A 24,607-nucleotide genomic window follows, 5' to 3' on the forward strand; every position below is an offset into this window, starting at 1 on the left:
AGGCTATTCCGCGGCAAAAACCTGGGTCCCGGCAACCCAGGTGGCCAGAACCTTACCCTCCATCCGGGCGCCGTCAAACGGGGTGTTCTTCGACTTTGACCGCAGCTTAAAGCGGTCCATCAGGAATGGCGCGTCGGGGTCGAACAGGATCAGGTCCGCCGGCGCCCCGTCCGACAGCCGGCCCTGCGGCAGGCCCAGCCGGTTCGCCGGATTCAACGCCATCGCACGGAACAGCGACGGCAGGTCCAGATGCCCGGCATGATACAGGCGCATCGCGGCGGGCAGGAACGTCTCCAGCGCGACGGCGCCGGCGGCGGCGTCCTCGAACGGCAGGCGCTTCGATTCCTCGTCTGCCGGGGTGTGCATCGAGCTGATCACGTCGATCGACCCGTCCGCCACCGCGGCCACGATGGCCAGCCGGTCCTGCTCAGACCGCAGCGGCGGCGTCATCTTGAAGAAGGTCCGGTAGTCGCCGACGTCGAATTCGTTCAGTGTCAGGTGGTGGATCGAGGTGCCCGCCGTCACGTCCAGCCCGGCGGCCTTGGCCCGGGCCAGCGCCGGCAAGGCCTTGGCCGTGGTGATCTGGTCGGCGTGGTAGCGCACGCCCGTCATTTCGACCAGGGCCAGGTCGCGCTCCAGCCCCATCCGCTCGGCCATCGGCGAAACTGCGGGAATCCCGCGCAACGACGCGAACTTGCCGCTGGTGGCCGAAGCCCCGCCCGACAGCCCCGGGTCCTGCGGATGGCCCACGACCAGCGCGCCCAGCGACCGGGCATAGCTCATCGCGCGGGTGACCGCTTTCGCCTCGGTCGAGACGCGGAACACGTCGGAAAACGCAATCGCCCCGGCATCGCGCAGAAAGCCGATCTCGGTCATCTCGCGCCCTTCGCGGTGCTTGGTCAGGGCGGCCATGTGGCGGATGCGGACCGGAGCCTCGGCGGCGCGGCGGGTGACGAATTCCAGCGTCTCGGGCGTGTCGATGGCGGGGCTGGTGTCAGGCCGGGCGATGATCGTCGTCACCCCGCCCGCCGCCGCCGCCAGACCGGCCGAGCGAAAGCTTTCCCGATGCCGCTCGCCCGGCTCGCCGATCTTGACGCCCCAGTCGACGATGCCGGGGGCCAGACACTTGCCCCCGCAATCGAGGACCACGGCCCCCTTCGGTGCCTTGCCGTCGCGGCCCAGGATCACGCCATCCCGCACCGTCAGACTGCCCAGGGTATCGGTCCCCGCCTCGGGGTCGATCAGGCGGGCGTTCTGGAAATGAAGCGTGGTCATGGGCGGTCCGTCAGCGGCTTATGGGTCGATATGCGACGCCGCAGGCGGCTTGTCCACCGGAACTCACCGCAAGGCCAGCCATAGGGCGACCGCACCCGTCAGGGCCAGCGCCAGGGTCAGCAGGACAAACACCCCTTGCATCCGGGTCGAAGTGGCTGGGGCGGGCGGGTTCGGGTTGAGCGTGCCCTGCGCCGAAGGGCTGGGCAGGGGTTCGAAATGCACGGGCGGCCGCTCTTCGGCATAGGTGCCGATCAGGGCCAGACGGGGATCGGGCGACAGGGTGACGGCCCGGCCATGCAGCGCCTTTGAGAGCAGGATCAGGACCGGCCCGGTCATGGCCTCCAGCCGGGCGCGATCGGCGGCAAGCGTTGCGTCGGGAACGCCGAGGCCTTCGGTCAGATAGCCGGTCAGTCCGATATCCGACAGGTCCGCCACGTCGAACAACTCGACATGTGCGGGGTCAAGGTCCGCGTCGCCCAGCAGCGCCGGGGCCAGCCGGGCCTTGTCGCCCTGCATTTCCTCCGCCGAAAGCGCGGCCGTAAAGACCCGCACCTGGTCGCGTTCGTGGGCGGGAATCGTGATCACCCTCGGCCCCCCATGATCCGGTTTGCGGTGGCGGCGGGGTCGGCCTGATACCGGATCAGGTGCCGGTCGCCTGTCGTCGTGGTGACCTGGACCGCACCCAGAAACGGCCGGGCCGACCGCAACTGCACCCGGGGAATCGCCCGCCCGCCGGGACCAAGCAACCAGCGGTCGGTCAGGCGCCAGGCCTCTCCCAAGGCTTCCGAGGCCAGGAAGGCCGCCCGCGCGAAGATCGCGATGGCCGCGCCCAAGGGTCCGGCGACGGGATAGGGGTTGCCCTGCCACAGCAGGAACAGGCCCGCCGCCGCACCCAGCACGACGGCCAGGATCAGATGCCCGCGCCAATAGGCCAGCCGGTCGGCGGGAAACTCGGCCTGAACCGTCTCGCCCTCGGCCAGAGGGGCGGCGTGGCCCATGATGCTGTCGGGCTCGATCCTTGTCATCAGGCGATCCAGACGATGACGATGGTGAAGACGGCGATGAACGCCAGCACGGCGGTGGCCACCATGCCGCCCTGGCGCATCTCCTCCTTGGTGGGTTTGCGGTCGGGGTCAGGGGTCATTCGTCCTTGCCTTGCAAATCGCGGATCATCTGGAACACCTTCTCACCCTCGGCGATGTTTTCAAAGCCGGCCTTCGTGGTCCCCAGGTCACCGTCCGAATCCCGCTCCTGCCGGGAGTGTAACCACACGGTGCTGGCCCGGGTTCCCGGCTCCAGTTCCAGCGCGGTGTGGGGCAGGATCGGATAGACCTTGAGGCTGGGAAAGCGGCCTTGCCGGATGACATAGGCCGCGCGGGTGGTCAGGGCATAGCGGACGTAGCGGGCGGTGCGGGCTTCGATCAGCGGGCCGAAGACAAGGAAGGCCCCGAAGCTGCCAAAGGTCAGGGCGAAGGCGGCGGTGAAAAGGGCTAGGCCCGCGTCGGAGGTGGTTGGCGCTTTGTGGAGTTGCAGGAGGCCGTAGAAGAAAAGACTGACACCGATGATGAGGAACGGCAGGCCGAAGAGCATCAGGAAGATCGTCGCCCCACGCTGGTGAAAGCCGGGGACAGGCGCACCCTCCCAGAGGAGGGTTTCACCGGGGCGGAGGGGGAGGGGCGTGCTACTCAAATTGCGGGCTCAAGAATATCGCCTCGGAACCGCCCCTCGTTTGCCCAGTAGACCGCTCGCTTGGCGTCCAACTCGTCAAGCGCGTGAAAGGCCAGACCCGTACGTGACCCGTCAAATCGGACGTCACCAAACCAGTCGATGCGCGCGAAGTTGCGTTTGAGTTCACAGCTATGGACCTTCCCCGGTTTGTGCCCGTCGATCCGAAGCGAACGTTTCGTGGAAACGCCGTAAACGTTGTGCCAAGGGTCCGACTTGCTCTTCCAGAAGAGTCGGATGAGGTGGATTACGAATACTGTGAAGCAGGCTAGCAGCGGCCAGCCAAGAAGGTAAACAGACTCGCAGCGCGATCCGCCCTGCACCCGACAGTACTCGGTCATTGTCTGTCCCCAAGGCACTTGGAAGGCAATAAATGCGGTGGTGCAAACGCAAATAACAACACCCGGAAGCCAGCGCCTATGCAGATGCGTGCTTGGCAAGACTGCCGCCCACAAAAGACGCTCTTTGTCGTCCAAAAGGTCCACAAGCTGGAGAGGCGGAGCGGACTGCTTGCCAATCTCCCAGACTTCACAATCGGGCGATCCGCTCACCGCCCCCTCACGCCATCATCCCCACGATCTTCCGCCCTCTCTCCGCCCGCAGGTTCCGGGCCAGTAGGTCCATGCAGGCCATCCGTACCGCGACTCCCATCTCAACCTGGTCCTGGATCACGCTGCGGTTGATGTCGTCGGCGAGGTCCCCGTCAATCTCCACCCCCCGGTTCATCGGGCCGGGGTGCATCACGATGGCCTCGGGCGAGGCGTAGGACAGCTTCTCGGCGTCCAGCCCGTAGCGGTGGTAGTATTCGCGTTCCGAGGGGATGAAACCGCCGTCCATCCGTTCCTTCTGCAGCCGCAGCATCATCACCACATCCGCGCCCTTCAGCCCCTCGCGCATGTCGTCGAACAGCTCGCAGCCGAAGTCCTCGACGCCCGAGGGCATCAGGGTCGGCGGGGCGATCAGGCGCAGGCGGTTCTCCATCTTGCCCAAGAGGATCAGGTTCGACCGGGCCACGCGGGAGTGCGCGATGTCGCCGCAGATGGCAATCGTCAGGCGCTGGATGCGGCCCTTGGCGCGGCGGATGGTCAGCGCGTCCAGCAGCGCCTGCGTCGGATGCTCATGTCGCCCGTCGCCCGCGTTCAGGACGGCGCAATCCACCTTCTGCGCCAGCAGGTTCACCGCCCCCGATGCCCCGTGCCGCACCACCAGCAGGTCCGGGTGCATGGCGTTCAGCGTCATCGCGGTGTCCATCAGGGTTTCCCCCTTCTTCACCGACGAATTCGCCACCGACATGTTCATCACATCCGCGCCCAGCCGCTTGCCAGCCAGTTCGAACGACGACTGCGTGCGGGTGGAGTTCTCGAAGAACAGGTTGATCTGCGTCATCCCGGCCAGCACATCGGACTGTTTCACCGTGCGGCGGTTCAGATCGACATAGCGTTCCGCAAGGTCAAGGACCGTGGTGATCTCCAGCGGGGCCAGATGTTCGATCCCCAGCAGATGGCGGGCGCGGAAAGCCATGGCATGTCCCCTAGCGGTTTGACCCTCTATCGCAAACCGGGGGGTGGGGGGCAAGCGTCAGGGCGGGCCGGAGAGCGCGCTTTCCCAGATGTCGGCGCCGTCGACGGTATAGGTCATCCAGGGCTGGTCATCCGCCACCGGGGCCATCTCGAAGGCCACCATCGCATCCATCGTCAGGCGCGGGTTCAGGATCGCTTCAGAGCAGGTGCCGAAGGGTTCGGTCGCCTTGGCACCTGCTGCCGAGGTCACGACGACTGCCCACAGAGTCGGGCAGGCATTGCCGCCCCCGGCAACGGTGACAAACACCATGTCTTCGCCCGCAAACTCGGGCCGGGGAATGACGGCCTGGATGTGGACCTGCGCATCGGCAAGGCCCACGGGTTGGCCATTGAAGACCAGTTGCCAGATCAGACGGTCGTCAAGACTGGACGGCTCCACCCAAAGCCGCCCGCCCGCGACCTCGGCCTGCTCAAGGTAAGGCAGGTCGGTCTGCAGGTCGATTTGCAATGGGGTTTCGCCCATGGCGGGAAAGGGCAGAAAAGCAAGGGTCAGGGCAAGGCGACGCAAGTGAAGCTCCTGTTTTGCCTTAGCGGTAGGCGGCGGCGCTTGGGGCGGCAAGGCAGGAATTCATCACCGCCGGTGGGGCAGGCCGGGGCAAAGCCGGGCCAATCAGCCTGCGGTCAGGCCGGCAATCGCGTCTGGCCCCCGGTCGGCACTGCGCCTAGTCTTGCGGCCATGGGAATCGCCACCGACATCGCCGACGACTGGCACGCCGCGCTTGCCGCCCTGGCCTGGCAGGTCGAGGCGGGGGTGGACGAGGTCATCTCTGACGCGCCGGTCAACCGCTATGAACTGGCGGCCGAGGCCCCAAAGCTGGCCAAGCCCGCCCCGCAGACCAATGCGCCCCGGCAAGACCTTGCCGCGCCGCCGACCCTTGCGGTGGATGCGGTCGCCGCCGCCAAGGCCGTCGCCGCCCGCGCCACCACGCTGGAGGAGTTGCGCTCCGCACTCGCCGGCTTTGACCTGTGCGAGTTGAAGCGAGGCGCCCGGAACACCGTTTTCGCCGACGGCAACCCGGCCGCCCGCGTCCTGGTCCTGGGCGAAGCCCCCGGCGCCGAGGAGGACCGCGAAGGCCGCCCCTTCGTCGGCCGCGCCGGGCAACTTCTGGACAAGATGTTCGCTGCCGTCGGCCTGTCGCGCACCTCGCCTGCCCCCGAAACGGCGCTTTACATCACCAACGTCATGCCCTGGCGCCCCCCCGGCAACCGCGACCCGGAGCCCGCCGAGATCGCGATGATGCTGCCCTTTGTCGAGCGTCACATCGCGCTGGTGGACCCGCAGGTCATCGTCGTCATGGGCAATACGCCCCTGTTTGCGCTGACCGGCGGCAAGGGCATCCTGCGCGCCCGCGGCACCTGGACCACGGCACTGGGCAAGCCTCTCCTCCCCATGGCCCATCCGGCCTATCTCTTGCGCAACCCCGCGATGAAGCGCGAGGCCTGGGCGGACCTGCTGTCGTTGCAAGCAAGGCTGCGCTGAATGCTGCCCGTTGATCCGCTTACCCTCCTCGCCTTCGTCCCCGCCGGGCTGGCGCTGAACCTGACCCCCGGCGCGGACATGATGTTCTGCCTTGGGCAGGGGCTGAAATCCGGCCGGCGCGCGGCGATGGCGGCGAATTTCGGGATCGCGCTGGGAGGAATGGTGCATACCACGCTGGCCGCTTTGGGCCTGGGCGCGCTGGTGGCCGCGCATCCCGCAGCGTTCGAGGCGATCCGCTGGCTGGGCGTGGGCTATCTTCTGTGGTTGGCCATCGGGGCGCTGCGTGCCTCACCCTTCGCGGCCGAGGCGCAGGTGACCGCCAGTTCGACCAGCCGTGCCTTCTGGCAAGGGCTGATGGTGAACCTGCTGAACCCCAAGGTGATCCTGTTCATCCTGGCCTTCCTGCCGCAGTTCGTGGACCCGGCCCGCCCGATCCTGCCGCAGTTCCTGACGCTGGGGCTGGTGTTCTCGCTGGGTGGCCTTCTGGTCAACGGTGCGGTTGGCCTCTTCGCCGGGTCCATCGGTCAGCGCGTCGCGCGTTCGGCCAGCCTTGCGCGCTGGCTGTCCCGGATCAGCGCCACCATCTTCGGCGCGCTGGCCCTGCGTCTCGCCCTGATGCCAAGGAGCTGACATGAGCCGCATCGACGAAGCCCTTCCGTTCCACCCGGTCCGCATCGCCGTCCTGACCGTCAGCGATAGCCGCACGCCCGAGACGGACAGATCCGGCGACACGCTGGTCGAACGCCTGACCGCCGCCGGGCATGTGCTGGCCGACCGGGGGATCGTCCCCGACGACCGGGCAATCATCGTGGCCAGGTTGCGGGCCTGGATCGCCGACCCGGCGGTTGACGTGATCCTGACCACGGGCGGCACCGGCCTGACCGGGCGCGACGTGACGGTCGAAGCCCACCGCGAGGTCTATGAAAAAGAGATCGACGCCTTCGGCACCGTCTTCACCATCGTCTCGATGCAGAAGATCGGCACCAGCGCCGTGCAAAGCCGCGCGACGGGGGGCGTCGCGGGCGGCACCTACCTTTTCGCCCTGCCCGGCAGCCCCGGCGCCTGCCGCGACGCCTGGGACGAGATCCTGAAGCCCCAACTCGACAGCCGGCACCGGCCCTGCAACTTTGTCGAGATCATGCCGCGTTTGCAGGAACATCTGCGGCGGAAATAGCGGCGCGGGACGTAACATCTGCGTTGAACCCCGTTCCATGACTGGCGGGGCCTGCGCCTTGCGCTAGACTTCGCGCAAGGCAACCAAGGGGAAGCGATGCGATTTCTGACGCGCAGCCTGACCGGGCTTTTCCTGCTGGCGCTGACGCTGGCCCTTCTGGCTGCGGCGGCCATGGTGCTGGGTGGGGCGATCCGGGCCAGCCTGGAACCCGGCGGCCCCGGTCGCCCGGCGCAGGAACGCGTCGTTGCGGCCAATGTGCTGACGCTGACCCCCGGCACCCTGACGCCGATCCTGACCGCTTATGGCAAGGTCGAGGCACGGCGCACATTGGACCTGCGGGTCCGGCAATCGGGCACCGTGGTCTGGGTTGCCGACAGCTTCCGCAACGGCTTGTCGGTCGCTGCGGGCGATGTCCTGATGCGCCTCGACCCGGCCCCCGCGCAAGAGGCTGTGGCCCTGGCCCAGGCCGATCTGGCCGAGGCGACGGCGTCGGACGCCCAGACCCGTGCGGCCGTGGGACTGGCCCAGGACGACCTGGCAGCGGCCGAGGCGCAGGTGACGCTGCGCGCCCAGGCTTTGGATCGCCAGCGCCAGATTGCCGAACGCGGCGCCGGCTCCTCTCAGGCGGTCGAGACGGCGGAACTGGCGCTTTCCTCGGCCCAGCAGGCGGTCCTGTCGCGGCGGCAGGCCTTGGCCCAGGCCGAAGCGGCGGTTGACCAGGCTCAGGTCGCGGTGACCCGCGCCGGCATCGCCCTGGCCGAGGCGGAACGCGCCCTGGCCGAGACCGAGATCCGCGCCGGGCTGTCCGGCCGGGTCGATGGGGTGACGCTGGTCCCCGGCGCGCTGGTCGGCGCGAACGAGGTGGTCGGCCGGATCATCGACCCCACCGCGCTGGATGTGGCGGTGCGGCTTTCGACCGCGCAATTTGCGCTGCTGGTGGACGATGCTGGCGCGCTGGTGCCAGCCCCCGTGACGCTGGGCCCGCAGAACCTGACCGGACGCCTGGACCGCGCCGCCGCCGCCGTGGCCGAGGGTCAGACCGGCCGGATGGTCTATGTGGCGCTCGACCCTTCAACCCTCGCACAGTCGCTGCTGCAACCCGGCGACTTCGTCGAAGTGCGGATCGAGGAACCGGCCCTGAACGATGTCGCCCGCCTGCCGGCCCTTGCCGTGGGGCGCAATGGCACTGTCCTGGCCCTTGGGCCCGAGGACCGGCTGCAGGAATTGCCGGTCGAAGTTCTACGGCGGCAGGGCGATGACGTGCTGATCCGGGTCGGTGCCCTTGCGGGGCGCGAGGTGGTGCAGGAACGCTCGGCCCTTCTGGGCGACGGCATCCGCATCCGCCCGATCCGCCCCGAGGGCGCTGATCTGGTTCCGCTTTCACCCGAACGGCGGGCGGAACTGGTGGCGCTGGTCCAGGCCAACGCCGCATTGCCCGAGGAACTGAAGGCCAGCCTGCTCAAGGACCTGCAATCCGACGCCGTTCCCGCCGCCACGTTGGACCGGCTGGAAGGCCGGATGGGCGGCTGATGGATCTTCTGGGCTTCTTCGTCCGCCACCGGACCGCCGCCAACCTGCTGATGATGCTGATGCTGGTCGCGGGCCTTCTGGCCGCGCTGAACATCCGCGCCCAGTATTTCCCCGATGTCGTGATCAACGAGGTGTCGGTCACCGTCCCCTGGGACGGCGCCGGGGCCGAGGACGTGGACCGTGGCATCGTTCAGGTGCTGGAGCCGGTGTTCCTGACCATCGAGGGCGTGGCCGCAGTTTCCTCTCGCGCTTCGGAAGGCCGGGCGGTGGTGGATATCGAGTTCGAGCCGAACCACGACCTTGCCGTGGCCGAGGCCGATGTGCAGGCCGCCGTCGATGCCCTTTCCACCCTGCCCGAGGGCAGCGAGGACCCGGTCGTCGCCGCCTCGGCCTGGCGCGACCGGGTGACGGATGTGCTGATCAGCGGCCCGGTCGGAATCGACCAGCTTGGCCGCTTTGCCGACGACTTCATCGCGCGCCTGTTTGCCGCCGGGATCAGTCGGGCCACGATCACCGGCCTTGCCGCGCCGGAAACGCTGGTCGAGGTCACCTCGACCGCGCTGATGCAGCACGATCTGACCCTGGCCGAGATCGCCCAGGCCATCGCCGCCGCGACCAGCGACAGCCCGGCAGGCGAGTTGGGCGAGGGGGCCCGCCTGCGCACTGGCACCGAACGGCGCAGCGTGGCGGAAATCGCCGCCATCGTCCTGCGCTCGGCCCCGGACGGCACGCAGTTGACCCTGGGCGAAGTCGCCACGATCCGCGCCAACCAGGCCAATTCCGTCCGCGCGGCCTTTGTCGGCGACGACCCCGCCATGACCATCCGCATCGACCGCGCGGCCGATGGCGATGCGATCCGCATGCAGGCCACCGTGGCCGAAGTCGCGGCCGAGATGCAGTTGACCCTGCCCCCCGGCGTCACGGTGGACCTGGTCCGCACCCGGGCCGAACAGATCAAGGACCGGCTGATGCTGTTCCTCGACAACGGCGGCTCGGGCCTTCTGCTGGTCCTGGCGGTCCTGTTCCTGTTCCTGAACGCCCGCATCGCCTTTTGGGTCGCGACCGGCATCCCCATCGCGATGATCTCGTCCCTGGCGGTGATGTACATGTTCGGCCAGTCGGTGAACATGATCTCGCTTTTCGCGCTGATCATCATGATCGGCGTCGTGGTCGACGATTCCATCGTCGTGTCCGAAAACGTCGAACACCGCGTCCGCCATCTGGGCGAGACCGGCGAAGAGGCGGCAGAACGCACCGCGCGCTGGATGTCGGGGCCGATCCTGGCCTCTTCCATCACCACGATCATCGCCTTCATGGGCCTGGTCGCCATCGGCGGCCGGTTTGGCGAGTTGATCGCCGACATTCCGCTGACCGTCTGCTTCGTGCTGATCGTGTCGCTGGTCGAATGCTTCCTGATCCTGCCAAACCACCTGGCCCATGCCATGAAGGACGCCGTGCGCGAGCGGTGGTATGACTGGCCCTCACGCCAGACCAACCGGGGTCTGGACTGGCTGCGCCGCGTGGCGATCCGTCCCGGCATCCGGCTGGTGATCAAGGCGCGTTACCCGGTGCTGGCCGCCTCTGTCCTTGCGCTGGCCTGGCAGGTCTCGCTTTTTGTCCGTGGGGATGTGCAGTTCCGCTTCTTCAACGCGCCCGAACAGGCCTCGGTCACCGGGTCCTTCTCGATGCTGCCGGGGGCGACCCGCGACGACACGCTTGCGATGATGCGCGAATTGCAGCGCGCCGCCGACGTGGTCACCACCCGGTTCGAGGACGAACACGGCCAGAACCCCGCGACCTTCATCCTGGCCGAGATTGGCGGCGCCACCGGCCGCAGCCTGTCCAGCGCCGATACCAAGGGACCGGACCTCCTCGGCTCGATCGCGATGGAACTGATCAGCCCCGACCTGCGACCCTATCCGACCAGCGAATTCCTGGCCGCACTGGAGGCCGAGATCGTGCCACATCCGCTGCTGGAAGAACTCAGTTTCCGCGGCGCCCGCTTCGGCCCGGGTGGGGACTCGCTGGCCGTCGATCTGTCGGGTGGCGAGGCCGAGACGCTGAAGGCCGCGGCTGAGGCGCTGAAAGCCGCCCTTGCGGCCTATCCCGAGGTTTCGGGGCTGGAGGACACGCTTGCCTATGACAAGGAAGAACTGATCCTGACGCTGACCCCGCAGGGCCAGGCGCTGGGCTTCGACACCGCCACCCTGGGCCGGACCCTTCGCGAAATGCTGGGCGGGATCGAGGCCGCGACCTTCCCCGAAGGCCCGCGCCAGGCGGCGATCCGCGTCGAACTGCCCGAGGCCGAGCTGACCGCCGACTTCCTCGACCGTACCCAGATCCGCGCGGCCCCGGGCCTTTATGTGCCGCTGGCCGATGTCGTGACGGTGGACAGCCAGTCCGGCTTTTCCACCGTGCGGCGCGAGAACGGGCTGCGGCTGGTCACCGTCTCGGGCGATCTGTCCGAGGATGATCCCACCCGCGCGACCGAGGTTCAGCGCGCGCTGGAAGAAGAGATCCTGCCGCGTCTTGCGCAGGACTTTGGGGTGGACTGGCAGCTTTCCGGCCAGGCGGCGGATGAGGAAGAGTTCCTGTCCGGTGCAATGGTGGCGCTGATCCTGTGCCTGCTGGGCATCTACATTACCCTGACCTGGATCTTCGCGCACTGGACGCGGCCCCTGGTGGTGATGTCGGTGATCCCCTTCGGCCTGATCGGCGCGATCTTCGGGCATTGGGTCTGGGGCATCCCGGTCTCGATGTTCTCGATTGTCGGCATGATCGGCATGTCGGGCATCATCATCAACGACTCGATCGTGCTGGTCAGCACGGTCGACGAATACGCCAGGAAACGTGGGCTGATCCCGGCGATTGTGGATGGGGTGTCCGACCGTTTCCGCGCCGTTCTGCTGACCACGATGACGACGGTGCTGGGTCTCATGCCGCTGCTCTACGAACGGTCGTCCCAGGCCGAGTTCCTGAAGCCCACAGTCGTGACCCTGGTCTTTGGTCTGGGCTTCGGGATGGTGCTGGTGCTGCTGGTCGTGCCGGCCTTCCTGGCGGTGCAGCATGATATCGCCCGGTCGTTCCGCACCCTGCGCCGGGGGGCCTTCCGCCAGACGCGCGCTGGGCTGCGTCCCGCGCTGCGCCCCGCCGTGCTGGCGCTTGGCGCGCTGGCCCTGGCGCTGCCCTTCTGGGTCGCCGGAACCGGCAGCCTGCCCGGATGGTTGCTGGCGCTGGCCCCTGGTCTTGCAGGCGCCGCGCCGGGCCCGGTGTCGCTGGCGCTGTTCCTGGGCGCTGGCCTGCTGGTCTGGCTGGGTGGGGCCCTGGCGGCTGTGCTGCGCCTGCGGGCGCGTCGGGGATAGAGGGGGTGCGGGCTTGGGGGGCATCGAGCCCCCGCGCGCCCGCGTTGCCACGGATCGCCGCCCGGGCGCCGCGTCAGGACAGGTCAGGGGGCCGGGCAGCCCTTGATCTCGACCGCCTCGCCGCCGGCCAGGATGGTCACCGTCACCGCCGAGCGATCCAGCGCGAACGGCTGGCCCGAGGGCGCGACCAGTTCGGTGACCGAGATCAACTCGCCCCCCTCACGCTGGCTGACCGCTTCGGCGACCCAGACGGACGGATCACCGGTCTCGAAGGCCACCACCTCGGTCCGGCCCGGATCGGGCAGCCGCATCCGTGCCGTCAGCCGCAGACCGTCCTTGATCGGGTCGACCGTGCAGGCCACCCGGCTGACCCCCGCCTGGCCCGCCGGGACCGCCCGTGCAGCCAGCGCCGCCTGGATGCCGGGATCGGCTGCACCTGGCGGCAAAAGCTCTTGCGTCAGGGACAGTTGCGCCGGCATGCAGATTTCATCGCACACCCCAAGATCCATCTGCACCGCCAACTGCACAGGCTGCGCGGGGTCGATCGGCTCGACCTCGACCGGCAGAAGCAGGCGGTCGTGATAGCCGATGCTTTGCATGCCGTTCAGGTCGAACACCCGGGGCGCGGGCCAGTGGATGCGCACCGCCTTCACGTTCTGCGAGGCCGACCAGTCGAAGCTGGGCGGTATCCCGGCATCGCCCGGACTGCGCCAATAGGTTTTCCACCCCGGTGCCAACTGCAACTCCACCGCCGCCATATGCGCGCCCGAATCCATCTGCCACCCGGCCCGCAGCGCGCCCGCAAGGACGTCCTCCTGCGTCGTGGCAAGGGCAGGGGTGGCGATCAGGACAAGGCATGCGGCGCGTAACATGCGTCGAAGATAGGCAAAGGCCCGCCCAAGGGAAATCACATTGCGGCGAAGCCGCGTGATCGTGGCCCCCCCGCCACGCCCAAGGGCTTGTCGTGACCGGACACCGGGTCCATGTTGAGGTCATGGAGCTTGCCGGACAGATCCTGATCGCCATGCCTGGAATGGCCGACCCCCGCTTCGAGCGCAGCGTGATCCTGGTCTGCGCCCATTCGGCTGAGGGGGCGATGGGCCTTATCGTCAACAAGCCCTTGGAAGATCTAAGCTTTTCCAGCCTCCTCGACCAGCTTGCCATCCCACGCGCCCCGCAAGGCCGCGACATCCGCGTCCAGTTCGGCGGCCCGGTGGAGCGGGGGCGGGGCTTTGTCCTGCATTCTGCGGATTGGGAGGCCGGTGGCGCGACGCTGGCAGTCCCGGGTGGCTATGGCATGACGGCGACGCTGGATATCCTGCAGGCGCTTGCAGCGGGTGGCGGGCCGGGCAAGGCCCTCCTGGCGCTGGGCTATTCCGGCTGGGGCCCGGGGCAGCTTGAGGCCGAGATCGGCCGCAACGACTGGCTGACCTGCCAGGCCCCCGACAGCCTGATCTTCGCGCCCGACGATGCCGCGAAATGGTCGGCGGCATTGAAGGGGATGGGAATCGATCCCTTGACGCTGAGCGCGGCGGCGGGGCGGGCCTGAGGCGGCCGCAAGGGACTCCCGGTAAGGGGTTGGGAACGCTTGGTTAATCCGGGGGATTTGTGGCTGGATGGGGGGCTACACCCCGTATACATCGCGTATGCATTCCATGCATACGCGCGAGCGGGTGGTGGGGCGTTAACCTTGGGGGGCGAATCGGGGGGGTGCGCTTTTCAGCCTTCTCAGAAGCGGAGATTCCCTACCCCACTGTAAGGTACAAGCAATAGACTGCCTTGGACTTTGTCTATGACCAGTATGCCATCACTGTTGGGACCGACTAGGTTGTAGTTTACCCCTGTACCGATCGTGATCTGAAAGTCTGGCGAGTTTGAGACATATCCAAACCGAAAGTAACCTAGGCTGAAGGAACAGATAGCTACGACTGAAAGCAGCGTAGGCAGTAAATCAGCATCAAATAACTCCGAGGGATCATCAATCGTAGTTTTCTGCTCATCCCACCAACGCTTCTTTAGGTCAAATATGTGGCCCGTTCCGTACATCTTGAAGATAAGAAGTGCGATGCCGATCACGCCGAAGACAACGATGAACAGCGCAGACCTTATCCAGCCGACGTAGAAGACCGAAAATACTAAGATCGAGATTAGACCTGATGCTGCATACTGGTATCGAGCATAGAGCCTAACTGGAAAACGCTCATTGAGTTTCTTTTGTTTGAAGTTTGTGAATCTCGCCTTGGCCCGGTCAAATCTTCCTGACTCTCTAAAGTGTTCAGCCATTTCTTGTGCGGTTCGGATGCGCCTTGAAATCTTCCCAAATCCGGTGAAAGGAACATAGACGCGACGATAGCCTCTTCTATAGTACTTACTCTCAATCATAGATTCAAAAACATAGATGAAGATACCCAAAAATAGCTTTGGGGCATATCCTGCAAAGAAAGCTGCAATCGCCAACCCAGTTGAAAAGCTGGCGGTGAGACCTAATGTGAAGCGCACATCGGTGAACTGGCGACTAGCCTCGGGCATGCCTGCCAAAAAACCCAGAACATGCAAAGTTGGAATTGAGACAATCGTCAGGGCCGTCAAGCCAATCGAAATCCATCTAGAATCGATACGCATGGCAAAACGTCATCCAAAAATTTTGAGTGGTGTTTACTGTGACATCCTTGAAGACATTAGACAACTGCCACTCGCTTCGTCAGGCGCTGTGAAATTTTGCTTGGGCAAATGCGGCGAAGGGGTCGCAGTGTTGGCGCACAATGAATGCGCACCCGACGAGAGTCGGGGCAAGCCCCGACCTACGCGTCACTCCCCATACGGCACCCACACCGTCTTGACCTCGGTGGCCTGGGACAGGAACGTCCGGCCTTCGCCCTCAGGCCCCATCCAGCTCCGCGCCTTCCCGTGGTTGACCCAGGTGCGTTTGAGGTTGCCGGCCGCTTCGCGCTCGATGAGGGCGGAGAGGGGGTGGGAGGAGAAGCTCCAGACTGCGTCGACGTCCATGTGGCCGGCGAGGGACTTGGCGAGGTCTTGCGGGGGGCCGGTGACGATGTTGACGACCCCGGGCGGCACGTCGGAGGTGTCGAGGATCTGGTAGAAGTCGGTGGCCGACAGGGGGTGCTGGCCGGGGACGAGGATCACCGTGTTGCCCATCGCGATGGCGGGGGCCATGAGGGAGATGAGGCCGAGGAGGGGGGCCTCATCCGGGCAGAGGGCACCGATCACGCCGGTGGGTTCGTTCATCGCAAGGGCGATGCCGCGGATGGGGACGGATTTGGCGTGGCCGTCGTATTTGTCGGCCCAGGCGGCGTAGGTGAAGAGGCGTTGGATGGAGGCGTCGACCTCCGAGCCGCCGGGTTTGCCGGTGAGGTCTTGGAGGCGCTGGGCGAACTCGGTGGCGCGGGCGGAGAGGTTTTCGGCGATGAAGTAGAGGACCTGCGCGCGGTTGTAGGCGGTGGTCTTGGCCCAGGATTTGGCGGCATGGGCGGCCTCAACCGCGTTCCTTATGTCCTTGCGGTTGCCCATGCCGACATGGCCGAGGAGTTTGCCCTTGGGGCTGTAGATCGGTTGCGAGTAGCCGGAGTCCGGGCGGGCCTGTTTGCCGCCGATGTACATCTTGGCGGTGCGGTCGAGGGTGCCCGTTTGCGGGTCGGTGGGGGCCGCTGAGGTGGGGACGGGTTTCAGGGCGGCGGGTTTGTGGCTGGGTTTGAGGTAGGCCATCAGGCCCTCCCACCCGCCCTCACGCCCGAAGCCGGATTCGCGGACGCCCCCGAAGCCTGCGGCGGCGTCGAAGAGGTTGGTGGCGTTGACCCAGACGACCCCGGCTTTCAGTTTGGGGGCGATGTCGAGGGCGAGGTTGATGTTCTCGGTCCAGACCGTCGCCGCGAGTCCGTATTTGGTGTTGTTGGCGAGTTGGACGGCCTCTTCCGGCGTGCGGAAGGTCATGGCGACGAGGACGGGGCCGAAGATTTCCTCTTGCATGAGCGGGGAGGCGGTGCCGAGGCCGGTGATGAGGGTGGGGGGGTAGAAGGAGCCGTGCGCGGGCAGCGGGCAAGGGGCCTGGTAATGCTCGCCCTCGGGGTTTTCGCGGACGAGGCGGGTGATGGTGTCGAGTTGGATCGGGTCGACGATGGCGCCGATGTCGATGGCCTTGTCGAGGGGGTCGCCGACGCGGAGGCCGTCCATCCGGTGTTTGAGTTTGGCGTAGAAGCGGGGGGCGATGCCTTCCTGGACGAGGAGGCGGGAGCCGGCGCAGCAGACCTGGCCCTGGTTGAACCAGATGGCATCCACAAGGCCTTCGATGGCGGAGTCGAGGTCGGCGTCGTCGAAGACGATGTAGGGGGATTTGCCGCCGAGTTCTAGCGTGAGGGCCTTGCCGGTGCCTGCGGTCGCCTCGCGGATGCGCTTGCCGACGGAGGTGGAGCCGGTGAAGGCGATCTTGTCCACCGGGGCTTCGACCAGGGCCGCGCCGGTGGTGCCGTCCCCGGTGACGATGTTGAGGACGCCCTTGGGGAGGCCCGCCTCGCGCGAGATTTCGGCGAAGAGGAGGGCGGTGAGGGGGGTGTATTCGGCGGGTTTGAGGACGATGGTGTTCCCGGCGGCGAGGGCGGGGGCGACCTTCCAGGCCAGCATCAGGAGCGGGAAGTTCCAGGGGATGATCGCGCCGCAGACGCCCAAGGCGGTGAGGTCGGGGTGTTCACTCGGCAGGAGTTGGGCGAGGCCCGCGTGGTAGGAGAAATGGCGGGCGACGAGGGGGATGTCGATGTCGCGGCTCTCGCGGATCGGCTTGCCGTTGTCGAGGGTTTCAAGGACGGCGAGGAGGCGGGCGTGTTTTTGCGTGAGGCGGGCGAGGGCGTAGAGGTATTGCGCGCGCTTGTGGGCGGGGAGAGCGGCCCATTTGGGTTGGGCGCGGCGGGCGGCGGCGACGGCTTTGGCGACGTCGGCCTCGGTGCCCTGGGTGACCTGGGCGAGGGGTTTGCCGGTGGCGGGGTTGGCGGTAGTGAAGGTGTCACCCGGCGCGGTGAAGCTGCCGTCGATATAGTGGCCGAAGGTGCCGTTGTGTTTGGCGATCCAGGCGAGGGCTTCGGCGGCGGATTCAGGGGCGGGGCCGTAGGCCATGCTGTCGAAGATTTCCTTGATGGTCATGGGCTTGCCTGCTGGTCTGAGAACACGGAATGGCCAAGCGCCTGTTCAAGGTCGGCGCGGCGGGTGAGGCCGGAGCGGAGGATGCCCTGAGTGACGAAGCGGGCGAGGTCGATCTTGGAGAGGCTAGGAAGCGCGGGAACCTCGACGGGGAGAGTTTCGCGCATGCGGGCGGTGAACAGCGCGACCTGATCGGCGAGGGGCAGGTCGTCGGGGAACTTGTGCTGGTCCTGGAAGAAGTTCCACTTCCGCGCGCAGAAAAGGACAGCCCGTTCTTCGGGCGGGAATGGGTCGCCTGCGGCGAGCTTGCGCGTGAAGGGCCACATAGCCTCAGCCCATCGCGTGGCGGTTGGCGGCAGAGTAGTGGCCGGTCAGGTGGTGTTCCAGCTGGCGCTCGATATCCCCAAGAAGAGAGGAGGCGCCGAAGCGGAAGAGGTCGGGTTGCAACCAGGGGTGGCCGAGTTCGTCTTTCATCAGGCTAAGGTAGACCAGCGCGTCCTTGGCCTTGGCGATGCCGCCGGCAGGCTTGTAGCCGACCTTGAAGCCCGTGCGCTCCTGATAATCGCGGATGGCGCGGATCATGGTCAGGGAGACGGGGAGGGTGGCGTTGACCGCCTCTTTCCCGGTGGAGGTCTTGATGAAATCCGCCCCCGCCATCATGCAGATCAGACTGGCGCGGGCGACGTTGCGCAGCGTCCCAAGCTCGCCCGTCGCAAGAATCGCCTTAACATGCGCATCGCCGCAGGCTTCGCGCATGTCGCGCATCTCATCGTAAAGCGCCTGCCAGTTCTGGGTCAGGACATGGCGGCGCGAGATGACGATGTCGATCTCCTTCGCGCCCGCCTTCACGCTTTCGCCGATCTCGGCAATCCGCAGCTTGTAGGGCGAAAGGCCCGCCGGAAAGCCGGTTGAGACAGCGGCGACGGGGATGCTCGTCCCCTCCAACGCGCGAACGGCGGGTTCCACCATCTCGTGGTAGACGCAGACTGCGCCGACGGTCAGGCCGGACATCCCCAGTTTCTCCAGCATCCACGGGGCGACGGGCTGGCGGGCCTTGGCGCACAGACGCTGCACGCGGCCTGCGGTGTCGTCGCCCGACAGTGTGGTCAGGTCGATCAGACTGATCGCCTTCAGCAGCCAGGCGGCCTGGTACTCCTTCTTCACGCTACGGCGACCGGGAAGGGTCGCGGCGCGGCGTTCGATGGCCGAGGTATTGGCCTGGACCGAGGCGACCCAGTCCAGATCCAGCGCCATGCCGGGGTTTCGGGCATGGGTGACCTGCGGCAGAAGGCCCGCTTGGGCCGGTGTCAGCGTGTTCATCGGGCATCCCCAGGGTGACCGGGCGACGATGCCACGCGGGGCGCAGTCGGGCAAGGGCCGGGGCTGCGGATTTCTGACCGTATGGTCAAATTCAGGGGTCGGCGCGTTCCTCGGCCAAGGTGGCCCAGGGTTGGCCGGTACCGCTGTCGGGCATGCCCGGATCGGCCTCGCCGCGCAGGATCAGGGTCTTGGCCAGGAACAGGGCCGAAACCGGCGCGGTCAGCAGCAGGAACAGCGTGATCAACAACTCCTGCCAGCTGATCTGGCCCTGCCCCAGAAGATCCAGCGCCGAGACCAGAAGCGCCGCGCCGACGCCGATCGTGGTGGCCTTGGTCGGTGCGTGCAACCGCTGCATCGGCCGGGGCAGGCGCAGCAAGCCGTAACTTCCGACCAGCGCGAAGATGCCGCCACCGATCAGGATGGCCGAGAGGAACAGGTCAAGCGCGGTGTCCAGCAAGGGGGTCATTCGATGATGCTCCCGCGCAAGAGGTACTTGCAGTAGGCCACCGTGCCGACAAAGCCGGTCAGAGCGAACAGGACCGCGACCTCCAGATACAGCCCGGTGCCGGCCCAGATGCCATAGGCCACCACCAGCGCGATGGCGTTCACCGCCATGGTGTCCAGCGTCACGATCCGGTCGGTCAGCGTGGGCGCCGTGGCCAGCCGCCACAGGTTCAGCACCAGCGAGACCGCGATGGCGGCCAGAAAGAAGGTCAGGGCATGGGGCAGGATCATGCGAATATCCTTTGCAGCCGGGCCTCGTAACGGGCCTTGATGTCGTCGCGCACCGCGTCGGGGTCGGGGGCGTGAAGGGCGTGGACCAGCAGCGCCCGCCCACAGGCCGACATGTCGGCGGTCAGCGTGCCGGGCGTCATGGTGATCGTCCCGGCCAAAAGGCTGATCGCCTCGGGCTGGGTCAACTCCAGCGGCACCGTGATCCAGGCCGAGCGGATGCGGTCGCGCGGCATGAACAGCACGATCCGCGCCACCTGGAAATTGGCGACGATCACGTCCCACAGCACCAGCACCGCATAGGCGGCCAGCGCGAAGGGCCGCTGGATGCGTGGCCGGTCCGGCCACCAGGTCGATGTGATCAGCGGGATCACCGTGCCCAGGATGACCGCCATGACCAGGCTTCCGATCTTCCATTGGTTCACCAGCAGGAACCACAGCACGATCAGGGTCAGGGTCAGATAGGGATGCGGGAACAACCGTCTCATGCGCCGCCCTCCAGCCGGTTTGCGGCGATATAGCCTTGCGGCGCGTACAGCGTCTCGGCCGTGGCGGCCAGCCAGTCGGTCACCGGCCCGGCGAAGACCGTCAGCCCGACCAGCCCGGCCAGCAGGGCGAAGGCGGCCGCCAAGGCCAGCGGCTCATGCGGGGCGGGCGAGGGCGAGGGGCCGCCCTTCCAGAACACCAGCGAGCCGGCGCGGGAAAAGCCCAGGATCATCACGAAGGATGACACCAGCACCACCGACCAGACCAGTCCGGCCTGACCGCGAAGCGCGTCCAGCACCAGAAGCTTGCCCAGGAACCCCGACAAGGGCGGCATCCCCACCATCGCCACCGCTCCGACCAGGAACAGCGCGGCCAGCGGCCCCGACCCGGCGACGGGCGCGGGCGCGTCCAGCCCGGCATGGGCGCGGCGGCGGGTGACGAGGTCCGCCACCAGGAACATCAGCGCCGTGGCCAGGGTGGAATGCAGGATGTAGTACAGCGCCGCCGTCGTCGCCTGCGGGGTGAAGGCCGAGATCGCCAGGAAGGCCGTCCCCATCGAGGCGATGGCGCCAAAGGCCACCAGACGCGGCAGGGTGCGGGCCCCCAGCACTCCCGCCGCCCCCAGCGCCAGCGTCACCAGCGCCGCCGGTTGCAGCAGGGTGGACAGCAGCGGGCCAGTTGCCGGCAGGTCGGCCGGAAAGATCAGCGTGCCGGCGCGCAGGGTGGCATAGGCGCCTATCTTGGTCATCACCGCGAACATCGCCGCGACGACCCCCGGCGCGTTGGCATAGGTGCCCGGCAGCCAGAACTGCAAGGGCACCAGCGCACCCTTGATCGCAAAGACCAGGATCAGCAGGACCGCCGCCGTGCGCAGCAGGGCCGCATCGCCCTCGGGCAGGGTGGGCAGCTTCACGGCCAGGTCGGCCATGTTCAGCGTGCCGGTGACCGCATAGATCAGCGCCAGCGCCAGCAGGAACAGGGACGAGCCGATCAGGTTGAACGCGATGTACTGCACCCCCGCCCGGGTCCGCGCGCCGCCGCCACCGTGGATCATCAGCCCATAGGACGCGATCAGCAGAACCTCGAAGAACACGAACAGGTTGAAGGCGTCCCCGGTCAGGAAAGCACCGCCGATCCCCATCAGCAGGAATTGCAGCAGCGGGTGGAAATGCGCGCCCTTGGCGTCCCAGCCGGACCCGATGGCGTACAGGACCACGGGCAACGCGAGGCCCGCAAGCAGGACCACCATCAGCGCCGACAGCCGGTCCAGCACCAGAACGATCCCGAACGGCGCGGGCCAGTCGCCCAGGAAATAGGCCTCGGGTCCTTGGGTTGCGGCGGCCAGCAGCGCCCAGGCGATGCCGTTCAGCCCCAGGATCGCGGCAAGCGACAACAGGCGCTGCGCGGCAAGCTGTCCGCGGAACGCCGTGACCATGATCGCGGCCACCAGCGCGGGCAGGACGATCGGGGCGATGATCCAGTGACTCATGCCCCGGCCTCCGGTCCTTCGCCACGTCCGGCGGTTTCGTCCCGCGCGTCCAGGTCGATCCGGTCATGCCCGGCCTGAAGATGCCCGCCGATGGCCATCATCATCATCACTGCCGTCATCCCGAACGAGATCACGATGGCCGTCAGCACCAGCGCCTGCGGCAGGGGATCGGAATAGGTCTCGCTGCGCCCCAGGATCGGCGCAGAGTTAACCGCCAGCCGGCCCGAAGCGAACAGGAACAGGTTCACCGCATAGGACAGGAAGGTCAGCCCCAGGATGACCGGAAAGGTGCGCAAACGCAGGGTCAGATAGATGCCCACTGCGGTCAGGATGCCGATGGCACTGGCGACAAGGGCTTCCATCACGGCGTCTCCTCGGTGTCATAGGCCCGGCGGTTGATCTGCTCGCCGGTGCGCAGCGCCAGCCGCGACAGCGACGCCAGCGCCAGCAGGACCGCGCCCAGCACGCAGAGGAACACCCCCAGGTCGAAGATCGCTGCGGTGGCCAGCTCGAACTCTTCCAGCGGCCACAGGTTCACATACTCGAAGCCCGAGGTCAGGAACGGCAGCCCGAAGGCCCAGGCCCCGACACCCGCCAGGATCGAGACCAGCACACCCCAGCCGATCAGCACATGATGGTCGAACCGCTGCCGGGCATGGGTCCAGTCATAGCCCGAGGCCATGTATTGCATCAGGTAGGCGATGGCAAAGACCAGGCCCGCGACGAAACCCCCGCCGGGCAGGTTGTGGCCGCGCAGGTAGATGTAGACGCCCACCATCATCGCCATCGGCAACAAGAGCCGCGTCGCCACCACCAGCATCATCGGGTGCCGGTCGCCCGACTCTCGCGCGCGGGGCCAGGCGGCCAGGCGCGAGGTGACGGCCGGGCTGCGCAGCAATGCCTCGGCCAGGGCAAAGATCACCAGCGCGGCAATGCCCAGCACGATGATCTCGCCAAAGGTGTCATAGCCACGGAAGTCGACGATGATCGTGTTGACCGCATTCGTCCCCCCCGCGCCGGGCTTGGACTGCGCCAGATGGAAGGCCGAGATCGGTGCAAAGGCCGCCTCGCGTGTCAGCATCGCCCAGGCCAGACCGCCAACCCCCAGCCCGGCGATCACCGCCACGCCGGCATCGCGCAGTCGCCGCCAGGCCGGGCTTTCCACCGGGGTTTCCTTGGGCAGGAAATGCAGCGCCAGCAGCATCAGAAGGATCGTCACCACCTCGACCGACAGCTGGGTCAGTGCCAGGTCGGGGGCCGAGAACAGCATGAACAGGGGCGCGATCAGCAGGCCGGTCACGCCGGTCAGGATCAGCGCCACCACCCGGTTGCGGTGCAAGATCGGGACGGCCAGCGCCGCCACCAGCATCACCGCCCAGACCGCCACGACCACCGCGTCGGTCGGCAGCCCGACCCGCGTGCCCGCGGCATGGGTTCCGCCCAGGAAGGCCCACAACCCCGCCGCCGCGATGGCCAGCACCGCCAGCACCACCGCCCGGCCGAACCCGCCGTCGTGCAGTCCTTCGGCCCCGCCGCGCGCCAGCCGGGCCAGCCCCGCCACCACCGCATCGAACATCGGCTTCGCCTCGGGCCGCGGGACGCCGTCCCACAGGGCCCGCAGCCGGGGATAGGCACCCAGCAGCGCCAGGCCACCGCCCACCGCCGCCAGCGACATCCACAGCGCCGGGGCGTAAAGCCCGTGCCAATGGCTGATCTTCACTGCCACCGGCGCGCCCGTCACCGCGCCCGCGGCCACGTCCACCAGCCATGCCGCCGTCAGCATCGGCGCCAGGCCGATCGCCACCACCAGCGCCGCCAGCAGCGCCGGCGCGGCCCAAAGGCCCGGACCCGGATCATGCGGCCGGTGCGGATAGTCGTCGCGCACCGGGCCCAGGAAACCATGCGCCAGGAAACGGAAGCTGTAGGCGACCGAGAACCCCGCCCCGATCGTCGCCAAGAGGCCCATCGCCCAGGGGGTCAGCCAGACGGTATGCGCGGCCTCTTCCAGCATCAGCTCCTTGGAGAGGAACCCGTTCAGCGGCGGGATGCCCGCCATCGACAGGCTGGCCAAGAGCGCGATGCCGAAGGTCACCGGCATCAGCGTCCGCAAGCCGCCCAGCCGGCGCAGGTCGCGGGTATGCGCCTCATGGTCGACGATCCCGGCCGTCATGAAAAGCGCGGCCTTGAAGGTGGCATGGTTGATGATGTGGAACACCGCCACCGTCGCCGCCGCCTTGGTGCCAAAGCCCAGAAGCATGGTGATCAGCCCCAGGTGGCTGACGGTCGAGAAGGCCAACAGCGCCTTCAGGTCGTCCTTGAAGAAGGCGATCTTCGCCGCCATTACCATGGTGACCAGCCCGGCGGTCGAGACGATCCAGAACCACTCGGGCGTGCCGGCCAGCACCGGCCACATCCGCGCCATCAGGAAGATCCCGGCCTTCACCATGGTGGCCGAGTGCAGATAGGCCGAGACTGGCGTCGGCGCGGCCATCGCATGCGGCAGCCAGAAGTGGAACGGGAACTGCGCCGACTTGGTGAAGGCGCCCAGCAGGATCAGGATCAGCGCGGGCAGGTACCAGTCGCTGGCCTGGATCGCCTCTTTCTGCGTCAGGATCACCGTCAGGTCGTAGCTGCCGGCGATATTGCCCAGGATCAGCATCCCGGCGATCATCGCGAGGCCCCCGCCGCCGGTGACGGCCAGCGCCATCCGCGCGCCCTGCCGCCCCTCGGGCAGGTGCTTCCAGTAGCCGATGAGCAGGAAGGACGACAGCGAGGTCAGCTCCCAGAACACCAGCAAAAGCAGGATGTTGTCGGACAGCACGATCCCCAGCATCGCCCCCTGGAACAGAAGGAGATAGGTGAAGAACTGCCCCATCGGGTCGGACTTCGCCAGGTAGAAGCGGGCGTAAAGGATGATCAGGAGTCCAATCCCCAGGATCAGGCCCGCGAACAAGAGGCCCAGCCCGTCCAGGAAGAAGGTCGCGTTCAGGCCAAGCGCGGGCAGCCAGTCGATCCGGGCCTGCACCACCTCGCCGCGCAGGACGGCGGGGGCGGCCTGGATCAGCAGGATCAGCGCCAGAAGCGAGACGGCCCCGGTGGCCAGCGCACAGGCGTTGCGGCCGAAGCGAATGGCAAGCGCGGGCAGGATCGCGCCAAGGAACGGCAGCGCCACGATAAAGGCAGGGGTCATTCGGGCGTCGTCCTCGTCGTGGCGGCGTGTCTTCTGCGTGCGGTCGCGTCGCGGCGGGTTGTCGCCGATCTTGTCGCTCGGCCCGGCGGATTCAAGGGCTTTCGGTGGGCTTGCAGGAT

The 24,607-nt window shown here is 67.2% G+C and carries 23 protein-coding genes; 6 read left to right on the forward strand and 17 right to left on the reverse strand.

The features are described 5' to 3' along the window. Positions 1-3: 3 nt before the first annotated feature. From pyrC to CXR42_RS12170, 6 genes are all read right to left on the reverse strand, one after another. Complete coding sequence (gene pyrC / locus CXR42_RS12140; RefSeq protein WP_103257839.1) at positions 4-1,275, reverse strand: dihydroorotase; 1,272 nt, start codon at positions 1,273-1,275, stop codon at positions 4-6. Between the two features lie 63 nt (positions 1,276-1,338). Continuing rightward, entirely contained in the window at positions 1,339-1,860 is a 522-nt protein-coding gene (locus CXR42_RS12145) for a hypothetical protein (RefSeq protein ID WP_103257840.1), read from the reverse strand. Then, positions 1,857-2,300 (reverse strand): hypothetical protein, encoded by a 444-nt coding sequence (locus CXR42_RS12150; protein ID WP_103257841.1) that lies wholly within the window; start codon positions 2,298-2,300, stop codon positions 1,857-1,859. Before CXR42_RS12150 ends, CXR42_RS12145 begins: the two co-directional genes overlap by 4 nt. A 115-nt stretch (positions 2,301-2,415) precedes the next feature. Beyond that, positions 2,416-2,964: a hypothetical protein gene (locus tag CXR42_RS12155; protein ID WP_146038060.1), complete on the reverse strand. Its 549-nt coding sequence runs from the start codon at positions 2,962-2,964 to the stop codon at positions 2,416-2,418. 594 nt (positions 2,965-3,558) lie between these two features. Continuing rightward, positions 3,559-4,521, reverse strand: a complete 963-nt coding sequence (locus CXR42_RS12165) for an aspartate carbamoyltransferase catalytic subunit (RefSeq protein ID WP_103257844.1) — start codon at positions 4,519-4,521, stop codon at positions 3,559-3,561. Between the two features lie 57 nt (positions 4,522-4,578). Continuing rightward, positions 4,579-5,088, reverse strand: coding sequence for a hypothetical protein (locus CXR42_RS12170; RefSeq protein ID WP_146038061.1), 510 nt, complete (start codon positions 5,086-5,088; stop codon positions 4,579-4,581). A 168-nt stretch (positions 5,089-5,256) separates the two neighbouring features. Here CXR42_RS12170 and CXR42_RS12175 point away from each other — a divergent pair, with 168 nt between their 5' ends. From CXR42_RS12175 to CXR42_RS12195, 5 genes are all read left to right on the forward strand, one after another. Next, positions 5,257-6,060 carry a uracil-DNA glycosylase gene (locus tag CXR42_RS12175; RefSeq protein ID WP_103257846.1) on the forward strand — a complete coding sequence of 268 codons (804 nt, stop codon included), beginning with the start codon at positions 5,257-5,259 and terminating at the stop codon, positions 6,058-6,060. Continuing rightward, complete coding sequence (locus tag CXR42_RS12180; protein ID WP_180996049.1) at positions 6,061-6,690, forward strand: LysE family translocator; 630 nt, start codon at positions 6,061-6,063, stop codon at positions 6,688-6,690. 1 nt (position 6,691) lies between these two features. After that, positions 6,692-7,234, forward strand: coding sequence for a molybdenum cofactor biosynthesis protein B (moaB, locus tag CXR42_RS12185; RefSeq protein WP_103257847.1), 543 nt, complete (start codon positions 6,692-6,694; stop codon positions 7,232-7,234). Between the two features lie 96 nt (positions 7,235-7,330). Continuing rightward, a complete protein-coding gene (locus CXR42_RS12190; RefSeq protein WP_103257848.1) occupies positions 7,331-8,764 on the forward strand; it encodes an efflux RND transporter periplasmic adaptor subunit in 1,434 nt (477 codons plus the stop codon). Next, positions 8,764-12,126: an efflux RND transporter permease subunit gene (locus tag CXR42_RS12195; RefSeq protein WP_103257849.1), complete on the forward strand. Its 3,363-nt coding sequence runs from the start codon at positions 8,764-8,766 to the stop codon at positions 12,124-12,126. The genes CXR42_RS12190 and CXR42_RS12195 overlap by 1 nt, the downstream gene beginning before the upstream one ends. Positions 12,127-12,209: 83 nt before the next feature. Here CXR42_RS12195 and CXR42_RS12200 read toward each other — a convergent pair whose 3' ends face one another. Next, the gene (locus CXR42_RS12200; protein WP_103257850.1) at positions 12,210-12,998 is read right to left on the reverse strand and encodes a protein-disulfide reductase DsbD domain-containing protein; all 789 of its coding nucleotides are present in this window, start codon (positions 12,996-12,998) and stop codon (positions 12,210-12,212) included. 122 nt (positions 12,999-13,120) lie between these two features. Here CXR42_RS12200 and CXR42_RS12205 point away from each other — a divergent pair, with 122 nt between their 5' ends. Beyond that, positions 13,121-13,675: a YqgE/AlgH family protein gene (locus CXR42_RS12205; protein ID WP_103257851.1), complete on the forward strand. Its 555-nt coding sequence runs from the start codon at positions 13,121-13,123 to the stop codon at positions 13,673-13,675. A 179-nt stretch (positions 13,676-13,854) separates the two neighbouring features. On the opposite strand, the gene CXR42_RS19355 is transcribed toward CXR42_RS12205, so the two are convergent. From CXR42_RS19355 to CXR42_RS12255, 10 genes are all read right to left on the reverse strand, one after another. Beyond that, complete coding sequence (locus CXR42_RS19355) at positions 13,855-14,748, reverse strand: hypothetical protein (protein ID WP_146038062.1); 894 nt, start codon at positions 14,746-14,748, stop codon at positions 13,855-13,857. Between the two features lie 186 nt (positions 14,749-14,934). Further along, positions 14,935-17,274, reverse strand: a complete 2,340-nt coding sequence (locus CXR42_RS12215) for an aldehyde dehydrogenase family protein (RefSeq protein ID WP_103257853.1) — start codon at positions 17,272-17,274, stop codon at positions 14,935-14,937. Then, positions 17,271-17,597, reverse strand: a complete 327-nt coding sequence (locus CXR42_RS12220) for a hypothetical protein (RefSeq protein WP_103257854.1) — start codon at positions 17,595-17,597, stop codon at positions 17,271-17,273. The genes CXR42_RS12215 and CXR42_RS12220 overlap by 4 nt, the downstream gene beginning before the upstream one ends. 4 nt (positions 17,598-17,601) lie before the next feature. After that, positions 17,602-18,591 carry a deoxyribose-phosphate aldolase gene (deoC, locus tag CXR42_RS12225; RefSeq protein ID WP_103257855.1) on the reverse strand — a complete coding sequence of 330 codons (990 nt, stop codon included), beginning with the start codon at positions 18,589-18,591 and terminating at the stop codon, positions 17,602-17,604. Between the two features lie 91 nt (positions 18,592-18,682). Then, complete coding sequence (locus CXR42_RS12230) at positions 18,683-19,057, reverse strand: cation:proton antiporter (RefSeq protein WP_245875437.1); 375 nt, start codon at positions 19,055-19,057, stop codon at positions 18,683-18,685. Beyond that, on the reverse strand, positions 19,054-19,326 hold the full coding sequence (locus CXR42_RS12235; RefSeq protein WP_103257856.1) for a K+/H+ antiporter subunit F: 273 nt from the start codon (positions 19,324-19,326) through the stop codon (positions 19,054-19,056). The genes CXR42_RS12230 and CXR42_RS12235 overlap by 4 nt, the downstream gene beginning before the upstream one ends. Continuing rightward, a complete protein-coding gene (locus CXR42_RS12240) occupies positions 19,323-19,811 on the reverse strand; it encodes a Na+/H+ antiporter subunit E (RefSeq protein WP_103257857.1) in 489 nt (162 codons plus the stop codon). Before CXR42_RS12240 ends, CXR42_RS12235 begins: the two co-directional genes overlap by 4 nt. Further along, a complete protein-coding gene (locus tag CXR42_RS12245) occupies positions 19,808-21,298 on the reverse strand; it encodes a monovalent cation/H+ antiporter subunit D (RefSeq protein WP_103257858.1) in 1,491 nt (496 codons plus the stop codon). The genes CXR42_RS12240 and CXR42_RS12245 overlap by 4 nt, the downstream gene beginning before the upstream one ends. Beyond that, positions 21,295-21,660 (reverse strand): Na+/H+ antiporter subunit C, encoded by a 366-nt coding sequence (locus CXR42_RS12250; RefSeq protein WP_103257859.1) that lies wholly within the window; start codon positions 21,658-21,660, stop codon positions 21,295-21,297. Before CXR42_RS12250 ends, CXR42_RS12245 begins: the two co-directional genes overlap by 4 nt. Then, on the reverse strand, positions 21,660-24,488 hold the full coding sequence (locus CXR42_RS12255; RefSeq protein WP_103257860.1) for a monovalent cation/H+ antiporter subunit A: 2,829 nt from the start codon (positions 24,486-24,488) through the stop codon (positions 21,660-21,662). The genes CXR42_RS12250 and CXR42_RS12255 overlap by 1 nt, the downstream gene beginning before the upstream one ends. Between the last annotated feature and the right edge of the window lie 119 nt (positions 24,489-24,607).

This window comes from Tabrizicola aquatica (assembly GCF_002900975.1).
Classification (GTDB): domain Bacteria; phylum Pseudomonadota; class Alphaproteobacteria; order Rhodobacterales; family Rhodobacteraceae; genus Tabrizicola; species Tabrizicola aquatica.